The sequence below is a fragment of the Paenibacillus sp. FSL L8-0663 genome (assembly GCF_038008125.1).
GTDB lineage: Bacteria > Bacillota > Bacilli > Paenibacillales > Paenibacillaceae > Paenibacillus > Paenibacillus polymyxa_D.
This window is the reverse complement of sequence record NZ_JBBOYM010000001.1, coordinates 2,598,937-2,620,123: the sequence shown is the minus strand read 5'-3', so window position 1 is coordinate 2,620,123 and position 21,187 is coordinate 2,598,937. Positions and strand designations below refer to the sequence as shown.

The 21,187-nt window shown below is 47.5% G+C and carries 5 protein-coding genes and 3 rRNA genes; 1 reads left to right on the top strand and 7 read right to left on the bottom strand.

Features of this window, described 5'->3' with window-relative positions:
- Positions 1-81 precede the first annotated feature (81 nt).
- A complete protein-coding gene (locus MKY75_RS11685) occupies positions 82-2,358 on the top strand; it encodes an alpha-galactosidase (protein ID WP_340885353.1) in 2,277 nt (758 codons plus the stop codon).
- A gap of 297 nt (positions 2,359-2,655) precedes the next feature.
- On the opposite strand, the gene MKY75_RS11680 is transcribed toward MKY75_RS11685, so the two are convergent.
- The 7 genes from MKY75_RS11680 to MKY75_RS11650 form a co-directional block, all read right to left on the bottom strand.
- Positions 2,656-3,378 carry a YjjG family noncanonical pyrimidine nucleotidase gene (locus MKY75_RS11680; protein WP_340885350.1) on the bottom strand — a complete coding sequence of 241 codons (723 nt, stop codon included), beginning with the start codon at positions 3,376-3,378 and terminating at the stop codon, positions 2,656-2,658.
- A gap of 272 nt (positions 3,379-3,650) precedes the next feature.
- The gene (locus tag MKY75_RS11675) at positions 3,651-4,502 is read right to left on the bottom strand and encodes an alpha/beta fold hydrolase (RefSeq protein ID WP_340885348.1); all 852 of its coding nucleotides are present in this window, start codon (positions 4,500-4,502) and stop codon (positions 3,651-3,653) included.
- A 279-nt stretch (positions 4,503-4,781) separates the two neighbouring features.
- Positions 4,782-4,898: ribosomal RNA gene (rrf, locus tag MKY75_RS11670) — 5S ribosomal RNA — on the bottom strand.
- Positions 4,899-5,049: 151 nt separating this feature from the next.
- Positions 5,050-7,974: ribosomal RNA gene (locus MKY75_RS11665) — 23S ribosomal RNA — on the bottom strand.
- Positions 7,975-8,369: 395 nt separating this feature from the next.
- A 16S ribosomal RNA gene (locus MKY75_RS11660) occupies positions 8,370-9,925 on the bottom strand.
- Together the 16S, 23S and 5S rRNA genes form the textbook arrangement of a ribosomal RNA operon.
- Before the next feature lie 602 nt (positions 9,926-10,527).
- Positions 10,528-11,781 carry an MFS transporter gene (locus tag MKY75_RS11655; protein WP_340885345.1) on the bottom strand — a complete coding sequence of 418 codons (1,254 nt, stop codon included), beginning with the start codon at positions 11,779-11,781 and terminating at the stop codon, positions 10,528-10,530.
- 12 nt (positions 11,782-11,793) lie between these two features.
- Positions 11,794-21,165, bottom strand: a complete 9,372-nt coding sequence (locus MKY75_RS11650) for an amino acid adenylation domain-containing protein (RefSeq protein WP_340885343.1) — start codon at positions 21,163-21,165, stop codon at positions 11,794-11,796.
- Positions 21,166-21,187 lie beyond the last annotated feature (22 nt).

Here is a 21,187-nt window from a genome sequence, read left to right as displayed (position 1 = left end):
TAGTACTTGAGAGTCTTATTGTCATTGATTAATATCCTTTCGTAAAACAATCAATATGATAACCCCTGAGGAGTGAATATCATGAACATTCATGTTAACGAAGCGCTTGGTTTGTTTCATTTGCAGTCCAAGGATTGCAGCTATATTATCCAGCTAGTAGAAGGATATCCCGCACATGTCTATTGGGGAGCTCAACTTCATCATGACCAAAGTCTCGCAAGTATATTGGAACTTAGGGAGCGTTGCTCCTTCTCTCCCACTCCCGTTTCTTCCAGTCGTATAATTTCTTTGGACACGCTTCCTCAGGAATACCCCCAGTATGGAACAAGCGACTTTCGTCAACCGGCTTACCAGGTTGCACTTGCGGACGGAACTCGAACTACTGAGCTAAAATATAGTGGTTACCGTATTGAACCGGGTAAACCCAAGCTCGAGGGACTTCCTTCCGTCTATGCCGAATCGGATGATGAAGCCACAACCCTCTATTTGATCCTTGAGGATCAATACTCGGGGCTTAAGACTACACTGCTCTATACTGTATTTGCGAACCACAGTGCCATTGCTAGATCTACTCTTTTTGAACAAAAGGGAAGCGCTACCATGAATATTGAACACGCCATGAGCGCCTCTGTCGACTTCGCCGATTCCAACTACCAAGCCCTCTACTTACCTGGAGCCTGGGTTCGGGAAAGACATATCCAACGCCGCGACCTCGGACCTGGCTCCATTCGGCTCGAGAGTAGACGGGGCTCCAGCAGTCACCAAATGAATCCCTTTCTGGCACTGCTTCGGCCTGATGTGACTGAAGATCGTGGGGATGTGTACGGTTTCAGTCTAATCTACAGCAGCAACTTCGTCGCACAGGCAGAAGTAGAGCAGTTCAGTCAGACTCGTGTAAGTATCGGAATCAATCCCTTTGACTTCTCCTGGCGGCTTGAGCCGGGTCAGTCATTCCAGACTCCTGAAGCCGTATTGGTCTTTTCCGAAAAAGGTCTTGGGGGCATGTCACGCACCTATCACCGACTCTATCGCACACGTCTGTGCCGAGGGGCTTACCGTGACAAAGAACGTCCGATTCTCGTGAACAATTGGGAAGCCACATATTTCGACTTCGACGCCGATAAAATCGAGGCGATTGCCAAAGAAGCGGGGCCTCTTGGAATTGAGCTGTTTGTTCTTGATGACGGTTGGTTTGGTAAGCGAGACAACGACAACAGTTCGCTTGGGGACTGGTTCGAAGACCGCCACAAGTTGCCCGGCGGTCTTACTGACCTGGCCAAACGGGTTAATGAACAAGGATTACAGTTTGGTTTGTGGGTTGAGCCGGAAATGGTATCACCTGATAGTGAACTGTACCGCAACCATCCCGACTGGTGCCTGCATGCGGAAGGTCGGCGGCGGACGGAAGGCCGATCCCAACTGGTGCTCGATCTCTCCCGCAAGGAAGTATGCGACTACTTGTACGAGACGCTTAGCTCCGTATTTTCGATCGCTCCAATCACTTATGTCAAGTGGGACATGAACCGTAACATGACGGAGATTGCTTCGGCTACAGCCCCTAGCGAACGACAAAAGGAAACTGCGCACCGTTATATGCTCGGACTTTACGATCTGTTGGAACGTCTGACCTCCCAGTTCCCGGACATCTTGTTCGAAAGCTGTTCTGGAGGCGGTGGGCGATTTGATCCCGGAATGCTCTACTATATGCCGCAGACATGGACCAGTGATGATACCGATGCCATTGAAAGATTGGCTATCCAGTATGGAACAAGCATCGTGTACCCGGCCAGTACCATGGGCGCACATGTATCGAACGTGCCGAACCACCAGGTGGGACGAAACACCTCCCTCGCCATACGCGGCGACGTGGCAATGAGCGGGAATTTTGGCTACGAACTCGACCTTACTGCATTTACGAATGAAGAAAAAGAACTCGCTGCCAAACAAATTGCCCAGTATAAAGAAATCCGTTCCCTTGTACAGCAGGGAGATATGTATCGACTGCTTAGTCCGTTTGAAGGCCGAGGCGACACGGCCTGGATGTTTGTTAGCGAGGACCAATCCGAAGCGTTTGTCGCTTACTTCCGCGTACTTGCTGAACCAAATGGGCCCATCCGGCGACTAACTCTAAAAGGACTTGACCCAGATAAAAAGTATATAATCGAACACGGGGCGACAGGCAGCACTGCAGTCCATACGGGTAATACCTTAGTGGAAGATGGCGGTTCCCCCTTCCGCGTAGCATTTGATGGCGAAATTTTTGGAGGCGACCGCCTAATGAAAATTGGGCTTGTTGTCTCGGATCTCTCTGGAGACTTCACCAGCTCTACTTTCCGCCTTAAAGCTATTTCCTGCTAATTGTGAATCTGGCCAGTGACGATAAAAAAATCAAAACAAGGCAGACCGATTTTCCGGCCTGCCTTGTTTAATCACTATGGTGCCCGTGTTGCTAACCGTGACTCTCCATGTCACTTACCAAATACGCTCGCTTAGTCTCAATTTCGTCCTCTATATCTTCCAGCATATGACCAATGCCTTCTTAAGTGAACGTGTCTGTAATCACAACTCTAAACAATTCATTCAACTTTTCGGTGTCTTTAACTTCCGTCTTCTGATTTCGACATTATTCATCCTGATTTCCAATTTCTCATTCATCTAGATTTCCGCCGATGTACGATTCAGGATGGGACGCTTTGAAAGCACACGATTCGATAACTCCATCAGGCTTTTTATTTCATAAGTAGGTTGAATGCCAGACGCGTTTGTTTTCCCAGCAGGGTTGAACCAACAGGTATCCATTCCGTATTTGTTGCCTCCTTGAATATCGGAGGTCAAAGAATCACCAACCATGAGAACCTTACTCTTATCTGAAATGTCTAGCTTAGTAAATGCGTAATCGAAAATACCAGCTTGTGGCTTTTGGCAACCCACTTCCTCTGAAATAATTATCTGTTCAAATACATCACGCAGCGGTGAAAGCTGAATTCTGGAGGTTTGCACCTCTTTGATTCCATTCGTAATGATCGCCAATCGACAATCAGACAGCATATCACATAATTCAACCGCTCCGTCCATTAAAAAAGTACCTTCACCCAAATAACGTAAATATGCAGCACTAAAAGCATCTGGATTAAAGTCTAGATCATGAAAAGTAAATAATCGCTTAAACCGCTCCACACGCAGTTGCACTGAGGTAATATGTCCTTCCTCTGCCTCTCGCCACAATACGCTGTTGATTTCATCATAACTAGCTTTATACTCCGTGGCCCCTTGTGGCAAGCCAAATTGGGTAAACGTATTATGTAGCGCATAACTCTCTGCCTTTTTAAAATCAAACAGCGTGTCATCGACATCAAATAAAATAATTTCGTATTTCATAACAGCCTCCATATCATTGCTTCACGACTATTGTTCAGTTCCATGAGTCTTAGATTGTTCCTGATAGTAGTACAACGAAAAACTAACAATACATTATTACCTTTCGGTTATTATACAGAACCTAGTTAAACCGTCAAGTCACTAATAACAAAGTCATAGTATTTTGTCATCGGAGCAAAAGGTAAATAACGCTCAATAAGAATGCCCGTAAAATGAAGGTGATTCTCATTTTACGGGCTTCTGAGCATCTAAGAGATGATTTAGCAAAAATCCTAGTGATCTTCATTAATCCATTTAGCTAATGTTTGATCAAAACAATGAGGTTCTTCAAACATTGGGTTATGCCCACTATATTCAAAAATCACTTTTTTCACGTTCTCGTAGGTGTCATCGACCCTATCCCATAAAGAAACTGGCGCAACTAAAAAATCATACCTTCCCAAACCAATATATACAGGTTTATGGATATCCGCCAAGGATTGTATTAAATTCATGTTACCGAAAGCTTCTCCCCATAAATAATCAATGATAGGCATATTCGTGTATACATCCTTCCACATATAAGCCGCATCGTAAGCATAATCATAAAAGGTTTGGGCTCCCATTCGTATACACATGTGAACAAATCTTCTATCTGGGTCTCTTTTGATATCTTCCTCTAATAAAACAATGTCCTTTTCAAAACGTTCCTTTCTTTCTGGGCTGGCCGTTTCATAAAAGAATGAAGAGCTTTGCCGCTGTCTTTCTTGGCTGTTCGTAGGTGCTGAATTTAATAGCACCACTTTTTGAACATAATCCGGGTATTGTTTAGCATATTCCAAAGCCATAAAGGCATGCCCGGAATGTCCTAATATGATAAATTCATTTAGATGAAGGCATTGTCTTGCTGTTTCTATATCATTAATAACTTTATCCAAAGTATAGTCTTCTGGTTTTAAAGCTCGAGTCGGTTTTGCAAATCCTCGATGATCCAGAAAAATAAACTGAAACTTTTTATATAAATGGTCTGAAAATAAACGAGGATAATATACACTACTGCCGATCACCAATATCGGCCTTCCGTTACCTCTTATAGCATATTTCAGCTCAAATCCATCACTAATAACTGTTTGATAAGTGCTCATTTATAATCACCTTTTCTTTTTTCAAATCACTCCCTTTCCTTTGTGTAATTCCCTTGTATTCTCCATAGAACGTTCCAACACTTCAACTCACCTCAGAAAGTACATTTATTTTTATGAGAAAAGTTTAACATGTTTTTTTCAAAAACAAAACGGGTTTACTTTTGTCTTACTTGTCTTGACTTATGGCATTCATACAGGATTTTTGACAAACACATCTTTTTGGAAACAAAAAAACCGCGATAATCGCGGTTTTTTATATAGAGGTCATACTTTTATCGTGCTTGGCGACGTCCTACTCTCCCAGGACCCTGCGGTCCAAGTACCATCGGCGCTGGAGGGCTTAACGGTCGTGTTCGGGATGGGTACGTGTGGAACCCCTCCGCTATCGCCACCAAACATGAATTTGCTATGCAAATTCTTCCGTAAGGTTATTCGGTTCACCACATATCGTGTGAATGAATAGCCATGCGCTTGTCGTATGTCACTTGTACATACCTTCAAGGTTACACCCTGAAAACTGGATCCGAAACTCATTTGCGTTTTATTTTAGGATAAGCCCTCGACCGATTAGTATTGGTCAGCTCCATGCATTACTGCACTTCCACCCCCAACCTATCTACCTCGTCGTCTTCAAGGGGTCTTACATACTGGGAAATCTCATCTTGAGGGGGGCTTCACGCTTAGATGCTTTCAGCGCTTATCCCTTCCGTACATAGCTACCCAGCGGTGCTCCTGGCGGAACAACTGGTACACCAGCGGTACGTCCATCCCGGTCCTCTCGTACTAAGGACAGCTCCTCTCAAATTTCCTACGCCCACGACAGATAGGGACCGAACTGTCTCACGACGTTCTGAACCCAGCTCGCGTACCGCTTTAATGGGCGAACAGCCCAACCCTTGGGACCTACTTCAGCCCCAGGATGCGATGAGCCGACATCGAGGTGCCAAACCTCCCCGTCGATGTGGACTCTTGGGGGAGATAAGCCTGTTATCCCCAGGGTAGCTTTTATCCGTTGAGCGATGGCCCTTCCATGCGGTACCACCGGATCACTAAGCCCGACTTTCGTCCCTGCTCGACTTGTAGGTCTCGCAGTCAAGCTCCCTTCTGCCTTTGCACTCTTCGAATGATTTCCAACCATTCTGAGGGAACCTTGGGGCGCCTCCGTTACTCTTTAGGAGGCGACCGCCCCAGTCAAACTGCCCACCTGACACTGTCCTCGCACCGGTTCACGGTACCAAGTTAGAACCTAGATACGATCAGGGTGGTATCCCAAGGATGCCTCCCTTCAAGCTGGCGCTCAAAGTTCTACGGCTCCCACCTATCCTGTACAGATCGTACCCAAATTCAATATCAAGCTGCAGTAAAGCTCCATGGGGTCTTTCCGTCTTGTCGCGGGTAACCTGCATCTTCACAGGTATTAAAATTTCACCGGATCTCTCGTTGAGACAGCGCCCAAGTCGTTACGCCATTCGTGCGGGTCAGAATTTACCTGACAAGGAATTTCGCTACCTTAGGACCGTTATAGTTACGGCCGCCGTTTACTGGGGCTTCGGTTCATAGCTTCGCCCGAAGGCTTACCACTCCCCTTAACCTTCCAGCACCGGGCAGGCGTCAGCCCGTATACTTCGCCTTGCGGCTTCGCACAGACCTGTGTTTTTGCTAAACAGTCGCTTGGGCCTTTTCACTGCGGCCCCCTCGGGCTATTCACCCTACCGAGGCACCCCTTCTCCCGAAGTTACGGGGTCATTTTGCCGAGTTCCTTAACGAGAGTTCTTCCGCGCGCCTTAGAATTCTCTTCTCGCCTACCTGTGTCGGTTTGCGGTACGGGCACCTTCTCCTGGCTAGAGGCTTTTCTTGGCAGTCTGAGATCATGACCTTCGCTACTACAATTTTCGCTCCCCATCACAGCCCAGCCTTACGATGTGCGGATTTGCCTACACATCAGCCTCACTGCTTAGACGGACATCCATCAGTCCGCGTCACTACCCTACTGCGTCACCCCATCGCTCATAACGGATTACGGTGGTACAGGAATTTCGACCTGTTGTCCTTCGACTACGCCTATCGGCCTCGCCTTAGGTCCCGACTTACCCTGAGCGGACGAACCTTCCTCAGGAACCCTTAGGCTTTCGGCGGATCTGATTCTCACAGATCTTTTCGTTACTCATACCGGCATTCTCACTTGAATGCAGTCCAGCGCTCCTTACGGTACACCTTCAACCCGCATTCAACGCTCCCCTACCCCTGATGCAAGCATCAAGCCATAGCTTCGGTGGTGTGTTTAGCCCCGTTACATTTTCGGCGCAGAGTCACTCGACCAGTGAGCTATTACGCACTCTTTCAATGGTGGCTGCTTCTAAGCCAACATCCTGGTTGTCTGTGCAACTCCACATCCTTTCCCACTTAACACACACTTGGGGACCTTAGCTGATGGTCTGGGCTGTTTCCCTTTCGACAATGGATCTTAGCACTCACTGTCTGACTCCCGGAACTAAATCTATGGCATTCGGAGTTTGACTGAGCTTGGTAACCCTTGCGGGCCCCGCACCCAATCAGTGCTCTACCTCCACGATTCTTCTTTCCGAGGCTAGCCCTAAAGCTATTTCGGGGAGAACCAGCTATCTCCGGGTTCGATTGGAATTTCTCCGCTACCCCCACCTCATCCCCGCATTTTTCAACATGCGTGGGTTCGGGCCTCCAGTGCGTGTTACCGCACCTTCACCCTGGACAGGGGTAGATCACCCGGTTTCGGGTCTACGTCCACGTACTCATTCGCCCTATTCAGACTCGCTTTCGCTGCGGCTTCAGCTCTTCACCTTAACCTTGCACGGGAACGTAACTCGCCGGTTCATTCTACAAAAGGCACGCCATCACCCATAAATAGGGCTCTGACTTCTTGTAAGCACACGGTTTCAGGATCTATTTCACTCCCCTTCCGGGGTGCTTTTCACCTTTCCCTCACGGTACTGCTTCACTATCGGTCGCCAGGGAGTATTTAGCCTTGGCAGATGGTCCTGCCGGATTCATACGGGGTTTCACGTGCCCCGCACTACTCGGGATCCGTCTCGGAGGGAACAAGTTTTGAACTACAGGGCTTTTACCTTCTCTGGCGGGCCTTTCCAGACCTCTTCATCTAACTGGTTCCTTTGTAACTCCATGTGAGACGTCCCACAACCCCAAGGAGCAAGCTCCTTGGTTTGGGCTAATCCGCGTTCGCTCGCCGCTACTGACGGAATCACTATTGTTTTCTCTTCCTCAGGGTACTTAGATGTTTCAGTTCCCCTGGTCTGCCTCTATTCTGCCTATGTATTCAGCAGAAAGTGACTGTCGATGAAGACAGCCGGGTTTCCCCATTCGGACATCCCCGGATCAAAGCTTGCTTACAGCTCCCCGAGGCCTTATCGTTGTTCGCCACGTCCTTCGTCGGCTCCTGGCGCCTAGGCATCCTCCGTGTGCTCTTTGTAGCTTAACCTAGTATTTACATCGTAAATACGATTTGCTTTGAATTTCGGTTCAACACTTACGTGTGAATGAAATTCAAGGCAGCTACCTTTATTTCACTTGTTTACACAAGATCAGCTTAAAGGAATATTCTAAAACGCAATTTCGTTTCGGTATCCAGTTTTCAAGGTACAATTCGCTTCATCGAAGCGAAACCCGATGAATATTTCGGTTCCACACGAACGTGTGAATGAAGTATTCGTCGAAGCTTGAGAGTTTGAGCTCTCAAAACTGAGCAACGAGTGAGTAAGTTCAGGATATTCATTTTATTCACACGAATGTGATGAACCGAATTGAATATCCGGTCGCAGGTACGTTATACCTGCTAATTTGAATGTTTCCATCGCAGGAAACGATTCTCCATAGAAAGGAGGTGATCCAGCCGCACCTTCCGATACGGCTACCTTGTTACGACTTCACCCCAATCATCTACCCCACCTTCGGCGGCTGGCTCCCTTGCGGGTTACCCCACCGACTTCGGGTGTTGTAAACTCTCGTGGTGTGACGGGCGGTGTGTACAAGACCCGGGAACGTATTCACCGCGGCATGCTGATCCGCGATTACTAGCAATTCCGACTTCATGTAGGCGAGTTGCAGCCTACAATCCGAACTGAGACCGGCTTTTCTAGGATTGGCTCCACCTCGCGATTTCGCTTCCCGTTGTACCGGCCATTGTAGTACGTGTGTAGCCCAGGTCATAAGGGGCATGATGATTTGACGTCATCCCCACCTTCCTCCGGTTTGTCACCGGCAGTCTGCTTAGAGTGCCCAGCTTGACCTGCTGGCAACTAAGCATAAGGGTTGCGCTCGTTGCGGGACTTAACCCAACATCTCACGACACGAGCTGACGACAACCATGCACCACCTGTCTCCTCTGTCCCGAAGGAAAGCCATATCTCTACAGCGGTCAGAGGGATGTCAAGACCTGGTAAGGTTCTTCGCGTTGCTTCGAATTAAACCACATACTCCACTGCTTGTGCGGGTCCCCGTCAATTCCTTTGAGTTTCAGTCTTGCGACCGTACTCCCCAGGCGGAATGCTTAATGTGTTAACTTCGGCACCAAGGGTATCGAAACCCCTAACACCTAGCATTCATCGTTTACGGCGTGGACTACCAGGGTATCTAATCCTGTTTGCTCCCCACGCTTTCGCGCCTCAGCGTCAGTTACAGCCCAGAGAGTCGCCTTCGCCACTGGTGTTCCTCCACATCTCTACGCATTTCACCGCTACACGTGGAATTCCACTCTCCTCTTCTGCACTCAAGCTCCCCAGTTTCCAGTGCGACCCGAAGTTGAGCCTCGGGATTAAACACCAGACTTAAAGAGCCGCCTGCGCGCGCTTTACGCCCAATAATTCCGGACAACGCTTGCCCCCTACGTATTACCGCGGCTGCTGGCACGTAGTTAGCCGGGGCTTTCTTCTCAGGTACCGTCACTCTTGTAGCAGTTACTCTACAAGACGTTCTTCCCTGGCAACAGAGCTTTACGATCCGAAAACCTTCATCACTCACGCGGCGTTGCTCCGTCAGGCTTTCGCCCATTGCGGAAGATTCCCTACTGCTGCCTCCCGTAGGAGTCTGGGCCGTGTCTCAGTCCCAGTGTGGCCGATCACCCTCTCAGGTCGGCTACGCATCGTCGCCTTGGTAGGCCTTTACCCCACCAACTAGCTAATGCGCCGCAGGCCCATCCACAAGTGACAGATTGCTCCGTCTTTCCTCCCTCTCCCATGCAGGAAAAGGATATATCGGGTATTAGCTACCGTTTCCGGTAGTTATCCCTGTCTTGTGGGCAGGTTGCCTACGTGTTACTCACCCGTCCGCCGCTAGGTTATGTAGAAGCAAGCTTCTACATAACCCCGCTCGACTTGCATGTATTAGGCACGCCGCCAGCGTTCGTCCTGAGCCAGGATCAAACTCTCCATTAAAGACCAACCGAAGCTGGTTTATAGAAAGAGCGATAAGCTCATGTTGAAACTGACGAGATAAAAATATCTCTTGTTTGATTTTGCAAGCAAAATCGTTTTACTCACTCGTTGTTCAGTTTTCAAAGATCAATTTTCTCATTCGGCTTTTCTTGGGCCGGACAATTAATATATCATACTTTGGTGATTCATACTACTGGTAAATAATAACTCATAGACGATCTTTTGAATTTTTGAACCATTACATCACAGCCTATCTTACGGCCGGATGAATAATATATCATTTAGGTTTGCTGAATACTACATGTAAATTATACCGATTTATTCGTTCTTTTAGCTCCAGCCCATCCCACGTCTCGTCCATGATTTGAAGAATAAATCCCTGGGTATCAAACGAGCTATAAGCTGTTTATACTTCTTTCACCGAAAGAGCGAAGAAAATTCGCTGTGTATATTTTTTTAAAAGACTCAGCCATCTTGTATCTCCTTTGGTGTCCAAATGTAACGATAGTTTTACCTTTGTCTATGATAAAGCCTTATCATGGCGAGGCCAGACATACAAAAATGCCAGGTTCTATGATGAGAACCTGGCATTGGCACATGGCTTATGAATTCTGGGAAGGGGCAACTCTTCCAATCTCTCCAGAAGGAATCTGATACTGGCGGATATCCTTAACCAGAAACATAATCAATCCGCATAGTACAGTAATCAGTCCACTGAAAAAAAGAACCTCACTCAGAGAAAACCGTAAAGCTAGCGCCCCTCCAATCAAGGCCCCTAATGGCAGAGCCGCATTCGACAAGGTGTTTAAAAAGGCTGTAACACGTCCCAGTAACGGCAGCGGTGTAATAATTTGAATCAAAGACGTTTGCAGCACATTGATGATGCCAGTAAAAATGCCTAATAACAGAGCTGCCAGCAGCTTCATCCACATCTCGGGCACAAGGGAAAAAACATAGATTGCCAGTCCCATGGCTACCCAGGAAACCGCGATGGTAATGCCGTTCTTTTTCAATACACTGACCAGAAAGGAACCGATGAAAATACCGATAAAGTAGGCTACATACAGCAAGCTGTAATAGATTGGCGAGCCATAGGATACTGCGATAGAAGGCATGGCAATGACCAAGATCGCCATCGAAAAGTTTGTCAGCGCAAAGAACGGAAGCATAATTCTCAGGAAGGTGTGCCGTTTTACAAAAAGATACCCTTCTTTCAATTCGTTCAAATAGTACACAAGCTTTAGCGAACTCCTTCCGTTCGTGTCTTCCACCGGAGGAGCATCAATTTGCTTGTTGAGCCTGACATATACAAAGCCTGCCAGAAACAGCATCGCGCCGGCTAGAAAAAACGTGTTTTTCATCCCCATTGCGATGATGAGCGAGGCTCCAGCCAGATATCCGACAATATTAATAACCTGATCCGTCGACAAAATCATGGAATTCGCCCGGACAATCAAATCCGGCGAGCCTATCAATTGCGGCAGCATTTTACTATTGGCCGGATAAAACAGTGTGGAGAAGCAGGATGCAATGAAGACAATAACAAGGATAGCGACCAGATTGACCATCCCGTCCTGAATGAGAAATGGGACGACCAAAATTAGCACAGCCTGCGTAAACAAGGCGATACTGGCTAACAAAGGCGGTGAATAACGGTCCACCACAGGACCCACGAGAAAGCTGAAAATCGACGCCGCAGATACGGCCGTATACGTGAAGCTGGTCATCGCCACCGACTGTGTCGATTGCTGAACAAAATACAGCAGGACGATAGAATAAATGCTGTCTGCGATATTGGCAAGAGTACGAGATGCAAAAAATCGGATAAAACGGCTATCCTTAAACAATGGATTCACATCTTCATCTCCTTACTGCAAAATGGTCAAAGCATTCAAGAGCCTGTCACTAGCAGTCTGGAAGATTTGATGAATATACTGGTCGTTCTCATGATATGGAATGGTAAGTGAGATTTTCAGAATATCCCCTACATGCTCTGACTCAAAAAAAACAACCTTGTTGACATTGGCCTGTGTGCCTTCGGTATGCAGATTGTCGAGCAATTCTGCATCCTCTCGTCCCTCACCCAAATAGTTGAATACGATAGGCAGCTGTTCAAGTCCTTTTTTCAAAATGCTGCTGGATACCGGGTAAGCTTTCTCCATTTCAGCATTGAAAATCAGATTGAAAAAGTTCAAATGATAGCGTGAAGCAAAGTCCAGGTGGGTATGGATACTCTTTTCATAGGATTCAGAGTCATCTTCCTGCAGCACAACGGGTATATGATCAATACACTCGCCTACGGTTCCAAAATAGTTTCGGTCGCCATATTGTCTTCCATAATTAGTAATCCAAAGCGGAACATCAGAGAGTTGGAAATAGCTGCTGAAAAAACGTACAGCCATTTGAAGCGAAATATCCCACATATTCGCAGCGCCGTGCTGCTCTGAAATGTCGCTTAAATTCAGCTCCCAACGATATCTGGTAGTGTCCGCATAGTTGCGTTCTTCGGTCAGCACATGGATACGATCATTATTCTCACCAAACATTTGGAGTTTGAATTGCTCGCTGATTTCCTGATCCCCGATTCCTTGAGGGCCTTGGCGGATATGGTTTACATATTCCCGGTATTGCACCTCTTCTGTCGCATGTGCCGTCTGCTGCGGACGATAATATTCATCAAGGAGTTGTCTGCGCAGGATGTCGCTGCTCGTAGCATCAAAAATGATGTGCGAGCAAGGGAGCAATAGCAGATGTTCCCGCAAATTTAAGCGAATCAGGACGATCCGGTACTGCAGCGACTGTGTAAGTTTATAAGGTTCTAAAAATAACTTAGAAGCAATGGAAGAAAGAAGCCTGCGTTGTGCTTGTACCGGCTGACCGGAGAGATCAACAGTCGGTAAAGAAAAATGCTCTGGAACTGGACGCAACTCCCATTCCCATGCTCCGGATGATTGAACAAGTACGCTTCTTAGCAATTCATGGCGTTCAATAAGCCGCTGAATCGTTACGGTCAAACGCTCGGTGTTCAAGTAGCTATCTAACTGCACAGCCATACCCGAGCCTGTAAAATGTTGCAAATGGTAATGCTGAGCTGGTGCAAGCGGATAGCGCCCAATAGCATTCAGACTTAGTATATTGGTATTCCACTCAGTATTTAACTCAGCAATGCTGGCAAGCCATACATCGGCCTGTTGTTTAAGTAAGGTTTCTTGTTCTTCGTTTGTCGGTATAGCTCCGAGAATTCTATCTGGTTCGTCGGTTCCCCAGCGGACGATATAATGCGGGTGCAGGTCTGGATGGATATGAGATTGGATAAATTCTGAGATTGCCTGAACTTGTTCTACGTGAAAAGGCTCCACTTGCAGGAACAAATAGTTTTGATTATCGGTGGAAACAGTCTGAAGAAAGACCTGTACACCAAACGCTTCTGTAATAGCCCGCTCAACCTCCTGAGCTTTCGCAATGAGCGTATCCGCGTTCACTCCGCCCTCTTCAACACGTTGTAAAAGATCAGACAAACTTCTTATTGTCTGATATTGAAGCAATTGATGTATATCCAGCGGAATGTTCGATTCATGTACTTTCGATACCAGTTGAATGGCCTTCAATGAATGACCTCCAAGCTCGAAAAAGCCGTCGTCAATGCCGACCTTTTCAACGCCAAGCACCGCTTGCCACAGGTTCGCCAACTGTTGTTCCACTTCATTTCTTGGAGCAACGTATTCCATATCGGAACCGCTGGTCATTTCTGGCTCAGGCAATGCTTGGCGGTCGATTTTACCGTTCGTTGTCAGGGGAAACGCCGGCAGGAACACATACTGGGCAGGAATCATATAATCCGGCAACTGGCCAATCAAATGGGTCTTCATATCACTCTTGGATAGCGGTACGTCGGTTGAGATATAAGCACAGAGCGTTTTTTGACCATCCTTCGTGCTTTTTACCGCTACGTGCGCCTCCCGAACTGCATCATGTTTCATGAGCTGGGTTTCAATTTCGCCGGGTTCAATACGATATCCGCGGATTTTAACCTGCTGGTCTATCCGTCCGAGATACTCCAGATTGCCGTCCGGTAGCCATCTGCCCAAATCACCTGTCCGATATATTTTTTCGCCCAGAATGAATGGATTAGGGACAAAATTTAGCTGGGTCAGATCATCCCTGTTTAGATAGCCGCGCGCCAGACCATCCCCACCAACACAAATTTCCCCTTGAGCACCAATAGGCAGCAGCCTGCTTGAAGAGTCCAAAATATAAACAGTTGAATTGCCAATTGGGCGACCAATAGGAATGCGGTTATATTCCTTATCAATCGGGAAATAAGTAGAGAATGTTGTGTTTTCTGTGGGGCCATAGACGTTGATAACGTTCAGTCCCGGAGAATGTGCTCTAACCGTATTAATGATCCCAGGTAAAAGCACATCCCCGCCCACCAGCAAGTGCTTTAGAGAAGCAAAGAGATCTGGTTTATGCTGTGTGAGTTGGTTAAACAAGGGCGATGTCAGCCACATCGTTGTAATATGATATCGATCCAGCGCTTCACCAAGCTGAACAGCATCCAAGATTATGGATTCCGGTACAATGTACAAACGCAATCCGTTCAGCAATGCTCCCCAAATTTCAAAGGTACAGGCATCGAACACGAGCGCCCCGGTCAGCAAAATGCGTTCGTTCTCGGCAAATGGTACGTAATTGGTGTTCTTCACCAGCCGTATGACATTCCGATGTTCAATCATGACACCTTTGGGACGTCCAGTTGAGCCAGATGTATACATGACATAGGCCAGATCGTCTGCCGTTGTCGATTCGGAAAAAATGAAGTCGTCGGAGTCGTCGGAGCTGATGTCGGCCAGATCCAGAACTGTACCGGAAAAATCGAAAGTGTGCATCTGTTTTCCCTTGTCGGATAGGGTTAGCAGAATTTCGCTACCGCTATCCTGAAGCATAAACATAATCCGTTCCTGCGGATAAGAAGGCTCCAATGGCAAGTAGGCTCCACCCGCCTTCAAAATACCAAGAATACCGATAATCATTTCTGGTGAACGTTTAGTCAAAATGCCTACGATGGTATCCTGCGCAACACCCAGTTTCTGCAGCTTCGAGGCCAGCTGATTAGCTTTTTTATTTAATTCGCGGTAGGTTAGCTCACGATTTTCAAATACAATAGCTACTGCATCCGGTGTTTTCTCAGCCTGTTCTTCAAATACGTGATGTATGGTGTGGTCCGATGGATACGGTCTCCGTGTATCGTTAAAATCAAATAAGAGCTGCTGTTTTTCCTCCGCTGTCAATAGATCAATCTCCGAAACCCGGATATTTGGGTTTTGAATAACTTGCTCCATCATTTGGATGAGGTGAGCAGCCAATTGTTTGATCGCATTTTTGTTATACGTCAGCGCGTTATAGCTAAATTTGATTTCCAGCTCGCGCCCAGGCATGACGATTACATTCAAATCATAATTCGTCTGTTCAATATCCTCTACTTCACCAACACGGAGTGCTTTGGTTTTTTTTTCTAATCCAGTAAGTTCTTCCGAAACGGGAAAGTTTTCAAAGGCGACAATATGCTGGATCAGGTTTTGTTTTAGTACACTATGGGCTTGAATATCAGCCAAGGAAAAATAGGAATACCGATTGGACTCCATTAAGGAATCCTGTATAGACGTAAGCAAGTCGGAAAACCGCAGTTCAGCGGAGCTTTTAATACGTACGGGTATGGTATTAATGAATAATCCGACCATATTTTCAATACCGGGGATTTCATCAGGTCTGCCCGACACAACAGACCCGAAAATGACGTCCTTACTGTTGTTGTACGTTTGTAGTAATAAGCCCCAAACGGTTTGAAATAAGGTGCTGACGGTGACACGGTTTTGCTTGGCGATTTGTTCCATGCCTTGGGTCAGCTGCTCTCCCCATGTGCATATGAGTTGCTCTACCTGAAATGAAGGATCGACGGATTGAGTATAGCCGGGCACGACAGTTTCATTTTCAAAATCAGCCACATATTGTTTCCAGTATGCTGCTGCTTCCTCTTTATTTTGTCTTTCCAACCACTGAATAAAGCTGCTAAATGGCTGGACAGGCTCTAATTTTAAAGGAGTATCGTCCCGAAGCGATGTGTAAATATCAAAAAAATCTTTGGCTACCACCCTCAGACACCAGCCGTCCATAATAATATGATGAGAGATCCAGATGAGCTTTGAGGTGTCCTCATCCCACTGTACAAGCGCTAACCGGATGAGAACCTCCTTTTCCAGATCAAAACCTCTCTGCCGCTCTTCCTGTAAAATGGCTTGAAGTCGTCTGTGCTTTTCCGCATCCGGTAAACTACGCACATCTTGGGTATGGACAGGAGCAGCTAATCGTTCCCCCAGTACAACCTGAAGCGGACGATCCGCCTCCTTATACATGAATACCGTACGGAAAATATCATATCGGTCAATCAGCTTTTGTAAGCTTCGGCTGATTAGGTTGGTATCCATAGCTTCATGAATGGTAATGATCGTTTGTTCGAAATAAGCCTCTGACTCTTCATCAAGTATGGAATGAAATAGCATTCCCTCCTGCATCGGGGATAGCGGATAGAGATCTTTAATTTTCACTTGGTGGTTTAACAGCTTATTTGACAAGCGATTTGCAATATTTTCAAACTGGTCCAGAGACAATTGCCCATATGTAAAATCCGTCGGGCTTTGTTCTGCTGTATCCTTGGCACAGCAATGGCGAATAAGTTCGATCAGATGATTCTTAAAGCTGGCTGTAAGTCGCTCCACCGTCGATGCTTCATATTCACGTGCGTTGTATTCGAATACAATGCGGAGTCTTTCGTCAGCCACCGCACCATGAATATCAAAGCTGGGCGCTTTTTTAGTCAGAGGGTTGATTTCAGTACCGGCAAACGTGGATAGTGGCGAGGTACGCCATGTCGTACCTTCTCTGGCTTCTCCGTCAAAGCTAAAGCTTATCTCAGGTGGCTTGGCAGAAAAAAAGGTTACCCTATTCTGCTGCTCCCTGTCGGTCAAGTAGCGTAAAATGCCATAGCCGAAACCCTTGTTGGGTACGCGTCGCAAATTGTCCTTAACCAGCTTGATTTGATGGGCCAAATCTTCGGGTTTGCTCACATTTACCACCAACGGATACACGGACGTAAACCTGCCAACTGTACGTGATACGTCAATGTCTTTAATCAATTCCGTCCTGCTATGACTTTCCACCTGGACTGCAATTTCAGCATGTCCGCTCCATTCCCGGTAAGCCAGTCCTAGCGCCGTCAGTAAAATATCATTTGTTTCTGTATTGTAAGCATGGTGCGCATGTTTTAGCAGGTTTTCGCTTTCTTCCCGGCTGAGTGTCACTTCGGATTTGCGCACGTCACGGATCAAGCTATCTGGAACCTCATGATCTTTTGGCAGCGGAAGTATTTCACGAGCTTCTACCGTATTCCAATAGCTGATTTCCTGACGCGCCAGCTCGCTTTGTGCATACTTGGACAAACGTGCTGCCCATTCTTTGTAGGAATCGGTCTTGGCGGGTAACTGTAGCTTTTCACCGTTAGCTAACTGTTGGTAGGTTGTTTCCAAGTCTTCCAGCAGGATTCTCCACGACACACTGTCTACGACAAGATGATGAATGACGATTAACAAATGATCGGATTCCTGCAGCCGAATTAAAGCCAAACGTACAAGCGGGCCGTTACGCAAATTAAAACTGCTTTGTAACGCGTCAGTGAGCTGCGCGATTTCTTCCTCAGGCTGGTCAGCATGTGAAAAATCGTAGCTTTCCAATGTAAAGTGTTCACCTTCGGCTGTGCCTCTGTTATAGGCGACAGGTTCTTTTTCACGTTCATCAAAGGTAATGCGCAAGGCATCATGGTGCATGGTCAGCTTGTCCACGGCGCTTCGCAGCCAGGTTTCGTTCCATCTTTCGGGGTTCTGGAGCATGACAGCCTGACTGTAATGATGACGTTCTATACGATGATGCTCAAAAAATTCCCATTGGATCGGTGTCAACTCCACTGTACCTTGTACCGCCCCCTGCGGGATGGTCCGAATTACTTTTTTTATATAAGGAGCAATCAAATCAATCTGCGGATGGCGGAACAAATCCTTCATGTCCATTTTGAGGCCCTTCGCGTTTAATCGGGCTGCGATTTGCAACGCTTTGATCGAATCGCCACCAAGCTCGAAAAAGTTGTTGCGCAGACCAATCGGCTTAACGCCAATGACTTCCTCCCAGATGGAAGCGAGTGTTTGCTCCAGTTCGCTCTGCGGCGCTTCATACTCGACGTCGGTCAACACAAAATCTTCGGGTTCTGGAAGCGCACGTCGATCAATTTTACCGTTATGGGTCAAAGGTAATTGATCCAGCACGATAATATGTGCGGGCACCATATAGCTTGGCAACTGCTTGGCAAGCTCTGTCCGCAGAAGGGATTTGTCGGTTGTACCTGCTACGTAGGCGCACAAATACTTTTGTCCGGTTTTATCCGTTCTATCCGTGACCACCGCTTGGCGTACCTCATCCAATTGGAGTAAGGCCGACTCAATTTCACCAGGTTCGATCCGGTAGCCACGAATTTTCACCTGAAAGTCAATCCGACCGATGAAATCAATGTTGCCATCCGGCAGCCAGCGTGCCAGATCTCCGGTGCGGTACAGACGCTCTCCCTTTACAAAAGGATTCGGTACAAATTTCTCCGCCGTCAGGTCAGGACGGTTCAAATAACCGCGGGCCACAGAAGCGCCGCCCAAACACAACTCCCCGGCTACGCCGACAGGGAGCGGACGAAAAGCCTCATCCACGATATATACTTTATGATTCGGCAGTGCCTTTCCAATCGGGACGATACCTGATGGAGGCAAACGTTCAGCTGTTTCTTCATAAAAGCTGGAATCAATAGCCGCTTCGGTTACACCGTAGGTATTCATGATGCGCATCGTATCGCCGAAGCGATTCAAAAGCGTCCGATAGTTTTCAACGCCAAAGCTGTCCGCGCCTGTAGTAAGCAGCTTCATGGCGCTGACATCTGTACCGTGTTCATATACGTAGGCCATAAGCAGCGTCAACAAGGCTGGTGGAACTTCAAACGTCGTAATTTCGTGCTGTTCGAGAACCTGGGCCAAAGCTGGAGGATCGTTGCGCACATCCTGTGGGCAAATGACCATGGTGCCTCCGTTCACGAATGTCTTGGCCAGATCACCGGCAAAGACATCGAACGACATACTGGCAATCTGAAGGAGCTTGACGGGAAACTCTTTTAACTGGTGAGCTTCTCTATAGCCCCACGCCGTATTTACGTAATGGCGATGCTCGATCATCACGCCTTTGGCGTTGCCCGTCGTTCCCGATGTGTAAATGACGTAGGCCAAAGCCTCGGGATCATGAATAGGTGCGTAGATAGGCGCTTGTTGATGGGAATGCTCCGCTTGTGAAGCCTGTTGAAGTAACGCTGGCAAGTCCAGCACTTCCCCCGCAAAATCCACATCGGCTAATAGTTCAGTCAAGGAAGACTGCGTGAGCATAATCGTAGCTCCGCTGTCCTGAAGCATGTAAGCAATTCTTTCTTTCGGGTAGGTCGGATCGACAGGTACGTAGGCAGCTCCCGCCTTCATAATCCCTAACACAGCGATAATCATGTCTGCTGAACGCTCAAGCATCACGGCGACGAGATGCTCACGCTTGCCCCCACGGTTTTGCAGTGCTTGAGCAAGCAGATTAGCCTTCTCATTCAGCTCATGATAGGTAAGTGCGGTGTCTTCGTAGATGACGGCGGTCTGTTCCGGGATACGTTCTGCCTGCGCCTCAAATATTCCATGAAACGTTCCAGCAGGATAGTCGGTAATCGGCCCGCTCCATACATTGGTGAGTTCCATCTCTTCTGTAGCGGTCAGCAGACGAATGTTCCCCAGCAGGAGTTCTGGTGTACGTGCAATTTGGAGGAGAACATGCTCCAAATGCCCAGCTAACCGTGTCATCGCTTCATCGCTGTAAACATAGTTGTTGTAGGACAGCATAAAGCTCAGCGCTTTTCCGTCCTCCACTTCGATGTTGAAGTGGTAAGGTGTTTCTTCGGACAGCTGAGCGTCCTCCACGACGAATCCAAGTCGTTCCTTCAGATCAGGCCGGCCAACCATGTCCTGCAGCGGGTAGTTTTCAAATACAACAAAATGGTCCATGAGTTGCTGCTTGAGTGCTGACTGGGACTGTATTTCAGCGAGTGAAAAATAGTCATATGCCCGTGATTGAATCGCGCTGCGCTGCACTTCGCGAAGCAGATCTGAGAATGAAAGATCTGCATCCAATTTGATTCGTACCGGTATGGTGTTAATGAAAAGTCCCAACATCTGTTCAACACCTTCAAGCTCCGGCGGTCGACCGGAAACAACGGTGCCGAAGACGACGTCTTCACTTTGGTTGTATCCTCCAAGCACCACTCCCCATGCAGCCAGAAACAGACTGCTAAGGGTTGTTCCATTGCGTTCAGCCACCGTCCGTAATTGACGGGTTGTTTCATCCGTGAGTGTTATTTTATGCTCATGCAGCAAGTACCCGGTATCTGGCTGGAGCGGATGGGCTACAGGTAGGGTAGGCAGCACAGCTGGCTGATCATAGTCGTTCAGGATGGACCGCCAGTATTCCTTCGCCGCCTCCTTATCCTGCTTATCCTGCTTATCCAGCCAGCGGGCATAGCCAGTATAGGGCTGCGGTGTCGGCAGTTGTACGGGCTTCCCTGCTTTCAGTGCTTCATAAGCCGCGAACAGCTCGTCCATAACGATGCCGAGGCACCAGCCGTCCATAATAATATGATGAAAGCTTAAAAGCAGCGTATATGCGTTCGTTTGGGTTTGAAGCACAGCCAGACGAATGAGCAAATCCTTGCTCAGATCGTAACGATGGTTTCGGTCTGCGTCTGCGTAGCTGCGAATGGCCTCTGCTTGCTCTGCCTCGGGAATATTCGTCAGATTCTCATAACGAAGCGTTGGATTTCGTTCCTTAAACACGATGAGCCGCGAACGGGAAGCACTTTTATGATAAATATTCGAACGAAGCGTTTCGTGACGCTGCACCAGAGTCTCGAAGCTCTTTTGCAGAGCCTCCAGGTTCAGTTCACCCCGGATGGTCATTCGTACTTGCTCATAGTACGCCTGTGATTCCGGCTCCATCACTGTATGAAAGAGCATCCCCTCCTGTAAAGGCGTTAAATTGGCCACTTTTTCGATTTCAAGCCTTTTACTCATCGGATTTCCCCCTCAATCGAAT